Raw genomic sequence first — 14,683 nt, 5'->3', positions numbered from 1 at the left:
TGACTGACATCACTCACACCCCGATGGGGTTCTGGACGTCCACCATGGTGGGAGGTCGAAACCGTGAAGAGAACACTTGTCGCGCTGGTCGCCGGACTGACGCTGCTGACCGGCTGCTCGAGTGTCGAGGCAGGATCGCCGAAGGCGGACAGCTCGTTGCCGTCCGCGAAGGTGACCCTGTCCCCGGTCGACGGAACCAAGGACGTGCAGGTCACGACCCCGGTCCAGGTCACCGTGGTGGACGGCAAGATCGAGTCCGTCGCACTGAAGTCCCCCGAGGGCGCCGACGTCAAGGGCACCCTCACCGAGGACAAGTCCGGCTGGACGACGGCCGAGCCCCTGGGCTACGGCAAGACGTACAGCTACAACGGCAAGGCCGTCGGCTCCGACGGCAAGCCGGTCGAGCTCAAGGGCTCGTTCACCACCGTCGCGCCCGGTTCGCAGACCCGCGCGACGCTCTGGCCCTCCGACAACCAGACGGTCGGCGTCGCCGCGCCGATCATGGTCAAGTTCGAGGCGCCGGTCAAGGACAAGGCCACCGTCGAGAAGGCCCTCAAGGTCACCAGCTCGGCGAACGTCCAGGGCTCGTGGGCCTGGCTCAGCGCCCAGGAAGTGCACTACCGGCCGGAGAAGTACTGGCCCGCCAACACCACGGTCAAGGTCGAGGCCAAGCTCTACGGCGTCAACTACGGCGGCGGCGCGTTCGGCAAGGCCGACGTGACCAGCGACTTCACCGTCGGCCGCAACCAGGTCGTGAAGATCGACAACCCGACGCACCGGCTCAAGGTGTTCCGCGACGGCGCGCAGGTCGCCGACTACCCGGCGTCGTTCGGCAAGGACGCCGACCCCGAGCTGACCACGCCGAACGGCACGTTCGTCGTCATGTCGAAGAACGACACGTTCTCGTTCGACAACCCGCGCTACGGCTACACCAACGTCGTGAAGAAGTGGGCCGTCCGGTTCTCCAACCACGGCGAGTTCATCCACGAGAACAACGACAACGCGGCGAACATCGGCAACAACAACACCTCGCACGGCTGCGCGAACCTGCTGGAAGCCGACGCGAAGGCGTACTACGACTCGGCGCTGGTCGGTGACCCGGTCGAGGTGACCGGCTCGATCACGACGCTGCCGGCCCAGTTCGACTGGTACGACTGGCAGCTCTCGTGGGACCAGTGGAAGGGCAAGTCCGCCATCAAGTAGGACCGGCGGGAATGCGTCCCCCGACCAGGTCGTTCGTACAGGTGTGCATCTGACACACGTGGCGGCGGCCGGCGGGGGACGACTGGCCGTACGTGAGGCAGGTCCGGCCGACGCTCCGCCGGTGGTCCTGATCCACGGCTGGGCGCAGACGGGTGCCGTCTGGGACCTGCCCGGCTTTCGCACCTACGCCGTCGACCTGCGCGGACACGGCGAATCGGACGACTTCGGCGACTACCGCGATTCCGCCCAGTGGGCCGCGGATCTCAAAGCCGTGCTCGACCACACAGGGCCCGCGACCGTCGTCGGATGGTCCTACGGCGGGCTCGTCATCACCGACTACCTGCGCGTCCACGGGACGGCGGGCATCAACGCGCTGGTGTTCGTGAGCGCGATCACCGAGATCGGCCGCGGTCGCCCTGGGGGCGAGACCGGGCCGGTGATGCGGGACGCACTGCCCGGCGCGCTCACCGACGACCTCGTGATGGCGAAGTTCTGCGAGGCCATGGCACCTCTCCTGCCTGCTGGGACCGTCGCGAAGCTCACTGCCTCCGCGACCTCCGTGAGCCATAAAGTGCGAGGTGAGCTGTTCCGCAGGGATGTGGGCAGCGCCGACGTGCTGAAGGCCGTCGACGTGCCGACTCTGGTCGTGCACGGAACTCAAGACGAGGTGGTCGCCCCTGCCGCCGCCGAGTACTCCGCCGCCCTGATCCCCGGAGCCGAGTTGAGCCTGTACCCCGAGACCGCGCACGCGCCCTTCCTGGAGCGGCCCGCGCGGTTCGCCGCCGATCTGCTGCGAGTCGCCCGATGAAGCGCGTAGCGGTGCTCTCAGTGCACACCTCGCCGCTCGAACAGCCGGGGACGGGTGATGCGGGCGGGATGAACGTCTACATCGTGCAGACGGCCACACGGATGGCCCAGCGCGGTGTCGAGGTCGAGATCTTCACCCGTGCCACGTCGTCGGAGCTGCCGCCGGTGGTCGAGCTGGCGCCGGGTGTGCGCGTCCGCAACGTCGCCGCCGGTCCGTTCGAGGGGCTCGGCAAGGAGGAACTGCCGAGTCAGCTCTGCGCGTTCTCCGCGGGCGTCCTGCGGGCGGAGGCACGGCACGAGCCCGGCTACTACGACGCGATCCACTCGCACTACTGGCTGTCCGGGCAGGTCGGCTGGATCGCCCGCGAACGCTGGGGCGTGCCCCTGGTGCACACCGCGCACACGCTCGCCAAGGTGAAGAACCTGGCGCTGGCCGAGGGCGACGCGCCGGAGCCGCGGATGCGGGTGATCGGCGAGGAGCAGGTCGTCGCGGAGTCGGACCGGCTCGTGGCGAACACCGACATCGAGGCCGGCGAACTGATCAAGCTCTACGACGCGGAGCCGTCCAAGGTGGCCGTCGTGCCGCCAGGTGTGGACCTCGACCGCTTCACGCCGGGCGACCAGTGCGCGGCCAGGCAGGCGCTCGGCATCCCGCAGGACGCGATCGTGCTGGCGTTCGTCGGCAGGATCCAGCCGCTGAAGGCCCCTGACGTGCTGCTCCGGGCGGCCGCCGAGATGCTCGTGCGCGACCCCGGGCTGCGGTCGAAGCTCGTCGTGCTGATCGTCGGCGGGCCGTCGGGCAGCGGCACGGAACGGCCCAAGGCGCTGGAAGAACTGGCCGCTCAGCTGCAGATCACGGACGTCGTGCGGTTCCTGCCGCCGCAGCCGGGTCCGGCGCTGGCGGAGGTCTACCGGGCCGCGGACCTGGTCGCCGTGCCGAGCTACAACGAGTCGTTCGGGCTGGTCGCGCTGGAGGCCCAGGCCTGCGGGACGCCGGTGATCGCGGCGGCCGTCGGAGGGTTGCCGGTGGCGGTCAACGACGGCGTGTCCGGGGTGCTCGTGCACGGGCACGAGGCCGGTGAGTGGGCTTCCGCAATCAACGGGGTCGCGCTGCCGCAGCGGGAGCACCTGGCGAGCAACGCCGTGGGGCATGCGCGACGCTTCTCGTGGGACCGCACGACTGACGCCCTGCTGGCGGGGTATCAAGAGGCGGGAGACGTGTTCCGCCGGGAGGTTTTCGCTTGAGCATCGATGGCGTCATCAAGGCTTTTCTGGACGAGCGGGAGCTGAAGTACGACCGGAGCGAGCCCGGCAAGTTCTTCGTGACGCTGCCGGGCACCAAGAAGCTCCAGACGAACCTGTGGCTGGTCGAGACGAAGCACGCGCTGGTGGTCGAGGCGTTCGTGTGCCGGCGGCCGGACCAGTCGTTCGAGGACGTGTACCGGTTCCTGCTGCGCCGTAACGCACGGCTGTACGGCGTGCACTACACGATCGACGCCGAGGGTGACATCTACCTGGTCGGACGGGTCGGCAAGCACGCCGTGACGCCCGACGAGCTGGACCGCGTGCTCGGGCAGGTGCTGGAGGCGGCGGACGGCGACTTCAACCCGTTGCTCGAGATCGGGTTCGCCGACGCGATCCGGCGGGAGTGGGCGTGGCGGGTGTCGCGCGGCGAGTCGCTGGCGAACCTGCAGGCCTTCCAACATCTCGTTTCGGACTAGCGGGCAACTCGTTTCGGCTTCCCCGGCAACCACCCGTCCCCGCCGTCCCGTCCGATGGGCATGCGCAGACCAGGGGTGTGGGTGGGAGTCGCGTTGCTGACCCTTGTCACGGCGGGGTGCAGCAGCAACATGAGTGGTGGTGGGTCGGCGGCGAAGGATGCCGCCGCGCCTCCGCAGGCGGCACAGCAGAAGGCGCCGCAGCAGGAGAACAACGCCGCACAGGCCGTGCAGCCGGTGCAGCAGCAGGAACGGCAGTTGGTGCGCACGGCCACTGTCGACTTACGCAGCGATGACGTGCTGAAGGCCATCGGTCAGATCAAGGACCGGGCCACGGCGGTCGGCGGGTTCGCGGGGCAGGAGAACTCGACCAGCAGGTCGGGATCCGTGACCGTGCGGGTGCCGTCGTCCGAGCTGGACCGGGTCGTGCGCGATCTCGGGAGCGTCGGGGAGGTCACCCGCAGCGAGGTGCGCAGCGAGGACGTCACCGACCAGCTGGTGGACGTCGAGGCGCGGATCGCGACGCAGAAGGCCAGCGTCGAGCGGCTCCGCGTGCTGTTCGAGCGGGCCGGGACGACGGCCGAGATCGCGCAGATCGAGTCCGAGCTGACGAAGCGGCAGGCCGAGCTGGAGTCCCAGCAGCGGCGCAGCGAGTCGCTGAAGGGCAAGGTCGCGATGGCGACGTTGACCGTGCAGGTCGCGACCGTGCCGATCGCGCCGCCGGAGCCGGAGAAGGCCGGGTTCCTGAGCGCGCTCGCCGGGGGCTGGAGCGCGTTGCTCGCCGTGCTGAACGGGATCCTGATCGCGGCCGGCGCCCTGCTGCCGTTCGTCGTAGCGCTGGGAGTGCCCGCGGCGGTGGTGATCTACGTCCTGCGTCGACGCAGGCGTGTCACCCGAATGAACGAAGCAGCCTGATCAAGTTCTACTGAGAGTGTGCCTTTGATGATGCGCGGAACGGCTCGGGAGAGAGGGGGAGTCGCATCGAGCCGTCCCGCGTCAAAGGTCCCCGCTGCTGTGGATCCGTGGACGGGGGGTGCCTGCGGATCCCAAGCGGGCCACGCGATTCGACGGGGGATGACGAATCGCGCTCGGTGCCTCGCGCTCGTCGAGTAAGCGTGGGAGCCGACTCGCGGAGGCGGTATCAACTTCTCAGATACATCCTTGCGATCACAAGTGCTTGTATTACTCCATTCGAGTGTATTTAGACGTGCTAAGTAACGTATCTGTAGCGATCGAGCAGTCCTTGACCTGCTCAGTGGCCTGGATCACGATGACCCCACAGGCTGGGTGTACAGCGCTGTACAGCGAGTGAATGAGGTCGCCGCATGGTCTTTCGCAGTCCGTACCCCGATGTCGAGATCCCCGATGTGTCGCTGCACCAGCTGTTGTTCGGCGACATCGCCGACCGGGTGGACCGGGTTGCGCTGATCGACGGCATGTCCGGCGCGTCGATGACCTACGGCCAGCTCGCCGGAGCCATCGACCGGATGGCCGCCGCGCTGGCCGCGCGAGGTATTGGGAAGGGTGATGTCGTCGGCATCCTCAGCCCGAACACGCCGTACTACGCCGTCGTGTTCCACGGCATCCTGCGTGCGGGCGCCACGGCCACCACGATCAACGCGCTCTACACGCCCGACGAGGTCGCGCACCAGCTGCACGACGCGGGCGCGAAGATGCTGTTCACCGTCTCGGTGCTGCTGCCCAACGCCGCCCCCGGCGCCGCGAAGGCCGGTGTGACCGACGTGGTCGTGCTCGACGGCGCGGAGGGCTACCCGTCGTTGCCCGAGCTGCTGGCGAACGACCACCCGGTGCCCGAGGTGACGATCAACCCGTCCGAGGACCTGGCGGTGCTGCCGTACTCGTCCGGCACGACGGCGTTGCCCAAGGGCGTAATGCTCACGCACCGAAATCTGGTCGCGAATCTCGTGCAATGCGGCCCAATTCTTTCGGACGTGGGCGCGCACACGCGAATTCTTGCGGTATTGCCGTTCTTCCACATCTACGGCATGCAGGTCCTGATGAACAACGGCCTGTACATCGGCGGTGTCGTCGTGACGCTGCCGAAGTTCGAACTGCCGGAGTTCCTGCGCGTCATCGCCGAGCACAAGACCGACCGCGTCTACATCGCACCGCCGGTCGCCGTCGCCCTGGCGAAGCACCCGATCGTCGACAAGTACGACCTGTCCCCGCTGCACACGCTGTTCTCCGGCGCTGCCCCGCTGGACGTCGAACTCGCCGACGCGGTGCGCAAGCGCATCGGCTGCCGCGTCGTCCAGGGCTACGGCATGACGGAGATGTCACCGGTCAGCCACGCCATCCCGGACGGCCGCGACGACATCTCGGTCGGCACCGTCGGCGTGATCATCCCGAACCTCGAGTGCCGCCTGGTCGACCCGGCGACGGGCGAGGACGTCGGCGTGGACGAGCGCGGCGAGCTGTGGTGCAAGGGCCCGAACATCATGAAGGGCTACCTGAACAACGCCGAGGCCACCGCCGCCACCATCGACGACGACGGCTGGCTGCACACCGGCGACGTGGCCGTGATCGACGCCGACGGCATCGTCTCGATCGTCGACCGCGTCAAGGAACTGATCAAGTACAAGGGCTACCAGGTCCCGCCGGCCGAGCTCGAGGCCGTGCTGCTCACCCACGAGGAGATCGCCGACGCGGCGGTCATCGGCGTGCGCGACGCGGACGGCGAGGAGATCCCGAAGGCGTTCGTGGTGCGCCAGGCCGGATCGTCGATCGAGGGCGACGCCGTGATGGCGTTCGTGGCCTCGCACGTCGCGCCGCACAAGAAGGTGCGCGTGGTCGAGTTCATCGAGGCGATCCCGAAGTCGGCCGCCGGCAAGATCCTGCGCAAGGACCTGCGGGCCCGCGAACAGGCCTGATCTGCGACGTCCGAGAGGCCCCGGCAGGATGCTGCCGGGGCCTCTCGGCGTTTCGGCGGAAAGTGGGCGAAGTGGACGACGAAGAACTGAGGAAGTTGCGGGTGCTCGCCGCGGCCGGCGACAGCGACGCCGTGGACCAGCTCGTGGAGCTGGCGGGCGAACGCGGCGACTTCGACGAGCTGCGCCGGCTCGCGGACGGCGGTTCGTCCGACGCCGTGGACGTGCTGGTGGAGCTGGCCGGTGAGCGCGGTGACCTGGACGAGCTGCGGCGCCTCGCCGGCGCGGGCAGCAGCGACGCGGCCGACGTGCTGGCCGAACTGGAGGAGCGGTAGCCCGTCCGCACCGGCGAATCTCATGGCGTGGATCACGGTGCCCGGCCGGGGTACGGCACGGGGGTCGGCATGGCAGGCTAGCCGCCATGTCTGTCGGAACTTTGATCCTGCTCCGCCACGGCGAGAGCACGTGGAACGCGGAGAACCTCTTCACCGGCTGGGTGGACGTTCCCCTGTCGGAGAAGGGTGAGAAGGAGGCCCGTCGCGGCGGCCAGCTGCTGCGCGACGCCGGCGTCCTGCCGGAGATCCTGCACACGTCGCTGATGCGCCGGGCGATCATGACCGCGAACCTGGCCCTCGACGCCGCCGACCGGCACTGGATCCCGGTCAAGCGCGACTGGCGTCTCAACGAACGCCACTACGGCGCGTTGCAGGGCAAGAACAAGAAGCAGACGCTCGAGGAGTTCGGCGAGGAGCAGTTCATGCTCTGGCGCCGCTCCTACGACACCCCGCCGCCGCCCATCGAGCCCGGCAGCGAGTTCAGCCAGGACACCGACCCGCGCTACGCGGGCCTCGGCCCCGACCTGCCGCTCACCGAGTGCCTGCTCGACGTCGTGAAGCGCATGCTCCCGTACTGGGACGAGGCGATCGTCCCGGACCTGCGCGCCGGCAAGACGGTCCTGGTGGCCGCGCACGGCAACTCGCTGCGCGCCCTCGTGAAGCACCTCGACGGCATCTCCGACGAGGCCATCGCGGGCCTGAACATCCCGACCGGCATCCCGCTGCGCTACGACCTCGACGAGGACCTGAAGCCGCTCAAGCCGGGTGGCGAGTACCTCGACCCCGACGCTGCCAAGGACGCCATCGCGGCGGTGGCGAACCAAGGTCGCTGACCACATTTCGAGAAAGGCGCACCCGGTGTTCGGGTGCGCCTTTTCGCGTCTTAGGACACGGTTGGGTGAACACGGGCTGACCAGGGACGGAACAACCGTCCATTGAGGTGTCGCGGGTGTCACGGTTCACGCTTCCGCACTAGGCCAAGACACCTCTGAGCTGCTTACCATTCGCCTCGTGACCACAACGGGTTACCTCGCTGTGTCGATCGGCCTCGCGCTCATCGGCGTGATCGCCGCTTTCTTCATCGGCCGGTCCACCGCCCCGCGGCACCCGAAGAAGCCGGAAGGCCTCACGGTCGCCGACCTCATCCAGCAGATCGTGCACGACTCGCACGACGGCATCGTGGTGCTGAACCACTTCGGTGACGTCGTGCTGCACAACCCCCGCGCCGAAGAGCTCGGGATCGTCCGCAACAACCGCGTCGACGACCGGGCCCGCAAGGCGGCCGAGGGCGTCCGCGGCAGCAACGAGGTCGTGTACGTCGACCTCTCGCCGTTGGAGGGCTATCGGACCGGGCGTCAGCCGGAGGCCGTGCACGCAGAGGTCCGCCTGCTCATCGAGAACTTCACGGTCGTGGACGCCACGGACGAGTCGGAGTCGGTGCGGCTGGAGAAGACCCGGCGCGACTTCGTGGCGAACGTCAGCCACGAGCTCAAGACCCCTGTCGGGGCCCTCGCGTTGCTGGCGGAGGCCGTGCTGGACGCGAGCGACGACCAGGACGAGGTCCGCCGGTTCAGCGCGAAGATCATGCAGGAGGCCACCCGCCTCGGCACGCTCGTCACCGAGCTGATCGCGCTGTCCCGGTTGCAGGGCGCCGAGAAGCTGCCGGAGCTGTCCGACACCGAGATCGACGTCGTGATCAACGAGGCGCTGTCGCGGTCCAAGCTCGCCGCCGAGTCCGTCAACATCTCCATCAACGTCGACGAACCGAGCGGGTTCGTCGTGCCGGGCGACCGGTCGTTGCTGGTCACGGCGCTGACGAACCTGCTGGACAACGCCGTCGCGTACTCGCCGCCCGGCAGTCCGGTGAGCGTGAGCCGGCGGCTGGTGGACGGGCACGTCGAGATCGCGGTGACCGACCGCGGCATCGGCATCGCCGAGGACCAGCAGATCCGCGTCTTCGAGCGCTTCTACCGCGTCGACAAGGCCCGATCGCGCGCGACCGGGGGCACCGGTCTCGGGCTCGCGATCGTCAAGCACGTCGCCGCCAACCACGGCGGTGAGGTGAAGCTGTGGAGCCTGCCAGGAACGGGGTCCACCTTCACGCTGCGGATTCCCGCCGCGGCGACCGAACCGAATCCGACTCTCGTGCCTTCCGGCGCGGGTGACCCAGGAGGAGAGCTGTGACCAGAGTGCTCATCGTGGAGGACGAGGAGTCCTTCGCCGATCCGCTCGCCTTCCTGCTGCGCAAGGAAGGGTTCACCGCGGCGCTCGCGGCCACCGGCCAGGAGGCGCTCGAGGAGTTCGACCGCAACGGTGCCGACATCGTGCTGCTCGACCTGATGCTGCCCGGCATGAGCGGCACGGACGTGTGCAAGCAGCTCCGTCAGCGCTCCGCCGTCCCCGTGATCATGGTGACGGCCCGCGACAGCGAGATCGACAAGGTCGTCGGCCTCGAGCTCGGCGCCGACGACTACGTCACCAAGCCGTACTCGGCGCGGGAGCTCATCGCCCGCATCCGCGCGGTGCTGCGCCGCGGCGGCGAGTCCGAGGACCTGCTGCCGCAGATCCTGGAGGCCGGCCCGGTGCGGATGGACGTGGAACGCCACGTCGTCACCGTCGCGGGTCAGGACATCAGCCTGCCGCTCAAGGAGTTCGACCTCCTCGAGTACCTGCTGCGCAACGTCGGCCGCGTCCTGACCAGGGGTCAGCTGATCGACCGCGTGTGGGGAGCGGACTACGTGGGCGACACGAAGACGCTGGACGTGCACGTCAAGCGGCTCCGTTCGAAGATCGAACCCGACCCCTCGGCACCGCGCCATCTCGTTACGGTCAGGGGTCTGGGTTACAAGTTCGAGTCCTGACGGACACGACCAGGTACCGTTTCCGGCGTGCGCCTGGGCGTTCTCGACGTGGGGTCCAACACCGTCCACCTACTGGTGGTGGACGCGCATCGTGGTGCCCACCCAATCCCGATGACGTCCGAGAAGACGATCCTTCGTCTCGCCGAGCAGCTCGACGACCGGGGACAGCTCTCCAAATCGGGCGCTGACCAGCTCGTTCGTGCCGTGGCCGCCGCCAAGGCGTCGGCCAAGAAGTCCGGCTGCGACGACATGATGGCGTTCGCGACCTCGGCGGTGCGCGAGGCGGGCAACTCGGCCGAGGTGCTCGACCGCGTGCGCACCGAGACCGGGGTCGAGCTGAAGGTCCTGTCCGGCGAGGACGAGGCCCGCTACACCTTCCTCGCGGTCCGCCGCTGGTACGGCTGGTCCGCCGGGAGGTTGCTCAGCCTCGACATCGGTGGAGGCTCGCTGGAGCTCGCCATCGGCCGTGACGAGAACCCGGACCTGGCCTTCTCCGTGCCGCTCGGCGCGGGAAGGCTCACCAGGACCCGGTTCAAGAAGGATCCGCCCCGGCGTTCGGAGGTCCGCGAGACCACCGACTGGCTCGCCGACCAGCTCGCGCCCGTGGCGCGGAAGCTGAAACGCGCGGGTGAACCCGATCGAGTGGTTGCGACCTCAAAAACTTTCCGAACGCTGGCGCGGCTCACCGGGGCCGCGCCATCGTCTGCCGGGCCCAGGGCGCGTCGGGTTCTCACCGACGCCGGCCTGCGGCAGCTGATCGCGTTCATTTCCCGGATGTCGGCCAACGACCTCGCGGAGCTGGAAGGCGTGAGCACTTCACGCGCACACCAGCTCGTCGCGGGAGCGTTGGTCGCGGAGGCAACAATGCGAGCCCTGTCACTCACGCAGCTGGAGATTTGCCCCTGGGCACTCCGGGAGGGTGTCATCCTCCGGCGGCTGGATCACACTGATGGGACGGACCAGAGCGATACTGGACGGACTGGCCAGACCGGGGCACGGTGGAGTTGATGAGTCGAGAGAGCGGATCGGACCAGACGCAGCGCACAGTCGCTGAGCTGCTCGCCCAGTACGGGGGCAGCGCAGAGAGTGCGCCACGTCGGCGACGCCGCCGGGCTGACGACGAGGACGACGTCCAGCAGCCGGAGACCGCGCCCCAGACGATCATCGAGCGGGTGCTGTCCGACAGCGGCCGCCTGATGGCCATTCGCGACGACGACGTACCGCAGCCCGGTCGTCGCGCCGCACCCGAACCGCCGGCCGAGCGCACGGCGTACCAGCCGAAACAGCAGGTCGCGCCGCCGAAGCCGCCACAGCAGTCGCAGCAGATGCCGGTACCGCAGGCCCAGCCGCCGCTGGTCCGCAGACCGGCCCCGCAGCAGCCGAAGCCGGCGCCGCCCGTCCCCAAGCCCGTCGCGCCGGTGCCGCCGCCTCCCGCGGCCGCCGAGCAGACCAGGCAGGTGCCGCAGGTTCGCGACCAGCCGTCCCGCTCGGACATGCCGCGCCCGGATGTGCCCGGCCGCCTGGAGGCACGGCTCGACCAGGCGCCCGGCGCGCCGTCGCGCACGAACATCACCCGGCCGCCGAAGCCGGTCCCGCCGTCGGTGCAGATGCCGGTGCCGGGCCCGCCGCGCGAGGCGATGACCGAGCAGCTTCCGCGCATCCCGGCGAAGGCGCCGGTGGACAAGATCGCCGCGCTCGAGACCGAGTCCGTGCTGATCGTGCCGCCCGCCCCGCCGAAGCTGCCGGAACCGTTGCCGGGCAACGTGCCCGACGCCTGGTTCAGCGACGACGACGCGGACGCCAAGACCGACCTGTCGATGGCGCCGATGGAGTCGACCGCGGCGCACCCCGCCCCGTACGTGGACGACGACTCGCAGGAGTACGCCGTCTACCGCCCGGAGGACGACTACCTCGCGGACGCCGACGAGGAGGACGACGAGGAGGAGGGTCCCGCCGGCCTCGACGACGCGGCCGACGTCGAGGAGGACCCGGACGCCGAACCGCGCTCGGCCGGCAAGGAATGGCTGATCATGATCGGCCAGCTCGCCGTGGGCGTGCTCGGCGGTGCCGCGCTGTGGCTCGCGTTCAACTACCTGTGGCGCTCGGTACCGGCCGCCGCACTCGTGGTGGCGCTTGCCGTTACCGTGGGTCTGGTGTTGCTGGTTCGAAAGATCCGCCGAGCGGACGATCTGCAGACCACCGTCCTGGCCGTGCTCGTTGGCCTCATCGTGACCGTCTCACCAGCGGCGATGCTGCTGGTGAAGAGTTGACCGCCCGCATCCCGGTCGGGCTTTCCACGGCGTCGGTCTACCCGCAGCCAGCCGGAGCGGCGTTCGAGATCGCGTCCGAACTGGGCTACGACGGCGTCGAGCTGATGGTGTGGGCCGACCCGGTGTCGCAGGACATCCGCGCGGTCGACCGCCTGTCGTCCCGGACGGGCATGCCGGTCCTCGCCGTGCACGCGCCCTGCCTGCTCATCTCGCAGCGGGTGTGGTCACCGGACCCGGCAGAGCGGTTGCGCAAGTCGGTTCGGGCTGCCCTTGATCTTGGCGCTTCGACCGTGGTGCTGCATCCGCCGTTCCGGTGGCAGCGCAAGTACGCGGACGGGTTCGCGGAGCTGGTCTCGTCGCTCGAGTCCGAGAGCGGGATCGCCATCGCGGTGGAGAACATGTTCCCCGTGCGCCGGCCTCTGGGGCGGGGGCGGACTGTCGAGATGAACGCGTTCAAGCCTTCTGTCGACCCGACTGATGTCGGGCACGCCAACTACACGCTGGACCTGTCGCATTCGGCCGCCGCGCACATGGATGCGTTGGAGTTGGCCAAGCGGATGGGGGATGGGTTGCGGCACATCCACCTGGCTGATGGGTCTGGAGCGCCCAAGGACGAGCACATGGTGCCTGGGCGCGGGACGCAGCCTTGCGCGGAGCTGTGCGAGATGCTGGCTCGGGGTGGGTTCGACGGGCAGGTCGTGTTGGAGGTCAACACACGGCGGGCCGGGACTCCTGCTGGGCGGCGGGAGATGTTGGCGGAGGCGTTGTTGTTCGCCCGGTTGCACCTGGACTGGGCTGCTGAGGGTGAGGCCGGGAAGACTCGGCCCGGGTTGTCCCGCTGACCGATCGCGGGTCTGGTCCCTCTGGGCGCCTGCCGCGCGTCTCGGCGCTGTGAGTTGAGTCGCGAGTTAGGGTTTCCGGTGTGAACCCGCTGCGAGCGTTGATCATGGCCGCGTCTCGCAACGAGGCCGTCCGTCATCTGGTCGCCAACGCGCCGATCAGCCGCGATGTCGTGAAGCGGTTCGTCGCCGGCGAGACCACCGAAGACGCGGTCGAGGTCGTGCGCGGGCTGGGGCTGCCGGTGACGCTCGACTACCTCGGTGAGGACACGCGGGACGAGGCTCAGGCTGAGCGGACCGTGCAGGCGTACCTCGAGTTGCTCGACGCGTTGCACGCCGCGGGGCTGGCGGTGAACGCCGAGGTCAGCGTCAAGTTGACCGCGGTCGGGCAGACGCTCGACGAGGCGCTCGCCCTGACGAATGCCTCCCGGATCTGTGCCGCCGCCGAGCAGTGCGGGACGACCGTCACGCTCGACATGGAAGATCACACGACCACCGACTCGACGTTGCGGGTCCTGCACGAACTGCGTCGCAGCTGGCCTTGGGTGGGGGCGGTGTTGCAGTCGTACCTGCATCGGACGCTGGACGACTGCAAGGCGCTCTCCGGGGCCGGGAGCAGGGTTCGGCTGGTCAAGGGGGCCTACGCGGAGCCTCCCGAGGTTGCGATTCAGGATCCATTCGAGGTTGATCTGAACTACGTGCGGTGCCTGAACGTTCTCCTCGCCGGAGAGGGGTACCCGATGTTCGCGACGCACGACCCGCGCTTGATCGAGATCATTGGCGAACGAGCGCGCTGGTATGACAAAACTGACTTCGAGTACCAGATGCTCTACGGCATCCGGACCGAGGAGCAGAAGCGTCTCGGGACTCGCGTTTATGTTCCCTACGGCGAGCAGTGGTACGGATATCTCATGCGGCGACTTGCGGAACGGCCTGCCAACGTGACCTTTTTCCTGCGGTCGCTGGCCAGCCGCTCATGACCTTCTCGAAGTCCAGTGCGGTGCGGTCGCTCGGTGACGGAACCTTCACCGCGTCCCTGCCCGCCGAGTGGACCGTGGGCCCGAAGCCCCACGGCGGTTTCCTCCTCGCGGTGATGACCCGTGCGGCGGCTCATGTCGCCGACGGTGATCCGTTGGCCGTGTCCGCGCAGTTCCTGCGTGCGCCGGAGGTCGGGCCCGTGCTGGTCCGCACCGACGTGCGCAAGGCCGGGCGGACGGCGACGGTCATCGCGGTGACGCTGGAGCAACGCGGTCAGGTGTGCGTGGAGGCGTCGGTGACGACGGGGCGGATCCCCGAGCACCGTGCCGACTACGTGAACCTGCCCACCATGCCCGCGGCGCCACCGCCCGGTTCGGTGGAGATGGCGACGTTCCCGACCGGCGGGGTCTACCGGGTGGGCGCGCTGTGCGACCTTCGGGTGGACCGCGAGTCGGCGACGTTCCTCGACCGGCGCACGGACGGACCGCTCACGCTGAAGCTGTGGGCGCGGCCGACCGACGAGCAGCCCGACCCGTACTTCGCGTTGCTCGCGGGCGACCTGTCGATGCCGGTGACGTTCAACCTCGGCCGTTTCGGCTGGTCACCGACCGTGCAGCTGACGGCGCTGCTGCGGGCCCGGCCGGCGCCGGGCTGGTTGCGCATCCACGTCACCTGCCAAGCGGTGCACGGTCAGTGGTTCGACGAGGACGCCACGGTGATCGATTCCGCCGGCCGGTTGGTGTGTCAGGCACGGCAGCTGGCATTGACACCCGCTGTGTGAGAC

At 69.0% G+C, this 14,683-nt stretch carries 15 protein-coding genes; all 15 read left to right on the top strand.

What is annotated here, in order from left to right; genetic code table 11:
* Positions 1 to 63 precede the first annotated feature (63 nt).
* The 15 genes from ACH413_RS24630 (at position 64) to ACH413_RS24560 (ending at position 14,680) form a co-directional block, all read left to right on the top strand.
* Positions 64 to 1,203: an Ig-like domain-containing protein gene (locus ACH413_RS24630; protein ID WP_360045305.1), complete on the top strand. Its 1,140-nt coding sequence runs from the start codon at positions 64 to 66 to the stop codon at positions 1,201 to 1,203.
* Positions 1,204 to 1,246: 43 nt separating this feature from the next.
* A complete protein-coding gene (locus ACH413_RS24625; RefSeq protein ID WP_360045303.1) occupies positions 1,247 to 2,011 on the top strand; it encodes an alpha/beta hydrolase in 765 nt (254 codons plus the stop codon).
* Positions 2,008 to 3,255, top strand: coding sequence for a D-inositol-3-phosphate glycosyltransferase (gene mshA, locus ACH413_RS24620; RefSeq protein ID WP_360045301.1), 1,248 nt, complete (start codon positions 2,008 to 2,010; stop codon positions 3,253 to 3,255). Before ACH413_RS24625 ends, mshA begins: the two co-directional genes overlap by 4 nt.
* Positions 3,252 to 3,731 carry a YbjN domain-containing protein gene (locus tag ACH413_RS24615; RefSeq protein ID WP_319976764.1) on the top strand — a complete coding sequence of 160 codons (480 nt, stop codon included), beginning with the start codon at positions 3,252 to 3,254 and terminating at the stop codon, positions 3,729 to 3,731. The genes mshA and ACH413_RS24615 overlap by 4 nt, the downstream gene beginning before the upstream one ends.
* Before the next feature lie 81 nt (positions 3,732 to 3,812).
* Positions 3,813 to 4,643 carry a DUF4349 domain-containing protein gene (locus tag ACH413_RS24610; protein WP_396425143.1) on the top strand — a complete coding sequence of 277 codons (831 nt, stop codon included), beginning with the start codon at positions 3,813 to 3,815 and terminating at the stop codon, positions 4,641 to 4,643.
* Between the two features lie 410 nt (positions 4,644 to 5,053).
* Entirely contained in the window at positions 5,054 to 6,619 is a 1,566-nt protein-coding gene (locus ACH413_RS24605) for a 4-coumarate--CoA ligase family protein (RefSeq protein ID WP_360045297.1), read from the top strand.
* A gap of 71 nt (positions 6,620 to 6,690) precedes the next feature.
* Entirely contained in the window at positions 6,691 to 6,951 is a 261-nt protein-coding gene (locus ACH413_RS24600) for a hypothetical protein (protein WP_360045295.1), read from the top strand.
* An 86-nt stretch (positions 6,952 to 7,037) separates the two neighbouring features.
* Positions 7,038 to 7,784, top strand: a complete 747-nt coding sequence (locus tag ACH413_RS24595) for a phosphoglyceromutase (protein ID WP_360045293.1) — start codon at positions 7,038 to 7,040, stop codon at positions 7,782 to 7,784.
* A 178-nt stretch (positions 7,785 to 7,962) separates the two neighbouring features.
* Positions 7,963 to 9,135 carry an ATP-binding protein gene (locus tag ACH413_RS24590; protein WP_360045291.1) on the top strand — a complete coding sequence of 391 codons (1,173 nt, stop codon included), beginning with the start codon at positions 7,963 to 7,965 and terminating at the stop codon, positions 9,133 to 9,135.
* Complete coding sequence (locus ACH413_RS24585; protein ID WP_030477953.1) at positions 9,132 to 9,812, top strand: response regulator transcription factor; 681 nt, start codon at positions 9,132 to 9,134, stop codon at positions 9,810 to 9,812. The genes ACH413_RS24590 and ACH413_RS24585 overlap by 4 nt, the downstream gene beginning before the upstream one ends.
* 27 nt (positions 9,813 to 9,839) lie before the next feature.
* Positions 9,840 to 10,820 carry a Ppx/GppA phosphatase family protein gene (locus ACH413_RS24580; RefSeq protein WP_360045289.1) on the top strand — a complete coding sequence of 327 codons (981 nt, stop codon included), beginning with the start codon at positions 9,840 to 9,842 and terminating at the stop codon, positions 10,818 to 10,820.
* On the top strand, positions 10,820 to 12,082 hold the full coding sequence (locus tag ACH413_RS24575; RefSeq protein ID WP_360045287.1) for a hypothetical protein: 1,263 nt from the start codon (positions 10,820 to 10,822) through the stop codon (positions 12,080 to 12,082). Before ACH413_RS24580 ends, ACH413_RS24575 begins: the two co-directional genes overlap by 1 nt.
* On the top strand, positions 12,079 to 12,924 hold the full coding sequence (locus ACH413_RS24570; RefSeq protein WP_360045285.1) for a sugar phosphate isomerase/epimerase family protein: 846 nt from the start codon (positions 12,079 to 12,081) through the stop codon (positions 12,922 to 12,924). The genes ACH413_RS24575 and ACH413_RS24570 overlap by 4 nt, the downstream gene beginning before the upstream one ends.
* Before the next feature lie 80 nt (positions 12,925 to 13,004).
* On the top strand, positions 13,005 to 13,901 hold the full coding sequence (locus tag ACH413_RS24565) for a proline dehydrogenase family protein (RefSeq protein ID WP_360045284.1): 897 nt from the start codon (positions 13,005 to 13,007) through the stop codon (positions 13,899 to 13,901).
* The gene (locus tag ACH413_RS24560) at positions 13,898 to 14,680 is read left to right on the top strand and encodes a thioesterase family protein (RefSeq protein ID WP_093605842.1); all 783 of its coding nucleotides are present in this window, start codon (positions 13,898 to 13,900) and stop codon (positions 14,678 to 14,680) included. Before ACH413_RS24565 ends, ACH413_RS24560 begins: the two co-directional genes overlap by 4 nt.
* Positions 14,681 to 14,683 lie beyond the last annotated feature (3 nt).

This window comes from Lentzea sp. NPDC020367, from assembly GCF_044387305.1.
Classification (GTDB): Bacteria; Actinomycetota; Actinomycetes; order Mycobacteriales; family Pseudonocardiaceae; genus Lentzea.
This window is presented reverse-complemented; position numbering and strand designations above follow the sequence as displayed.

What these genes read in the sequence shown, in the direction of transcription:
- mshA (WP_360045301.1), top strand. Translation starts at nt 2,008, where the DNA reads ATGAAGCGCGTAGCGGTGCTCTCAGTGCACACCTCGCCGCTCGAACAG.
- ACH413_RS24605 (WP_360045297.1), top strand. Translation starts at nt 5,054, where the DNA reads ATGGTCTTTCGCAGTCCGTACCCCGATGTCGAGATCCCCGATGTGTCG.
- ACH413_RS24595 (WP_360045293.1), top strand. Translation starts at nt 7,038, where the DNA reads ATGTCTGTCGGAACTTTGATCCTGCTCCGCCACGGCGAGAGCACGTGG.
- ACH413_RS24575 (WP_360045287.1), top strand. Translation starts at nt 10,820, where the DNA reads ATGAGTCGAGAGAGCGGATCGGACCAGACGCAGCGCACAGTCGCTGAG.
- ACH413_RS24560 (WP_093605842.1), top strand. Translation starts at nt 13,898, where the DNA reads ATGACCTTCTCGAAGTCCAGTGCGGTGCGGTCGCTCGGTGACGGAACC.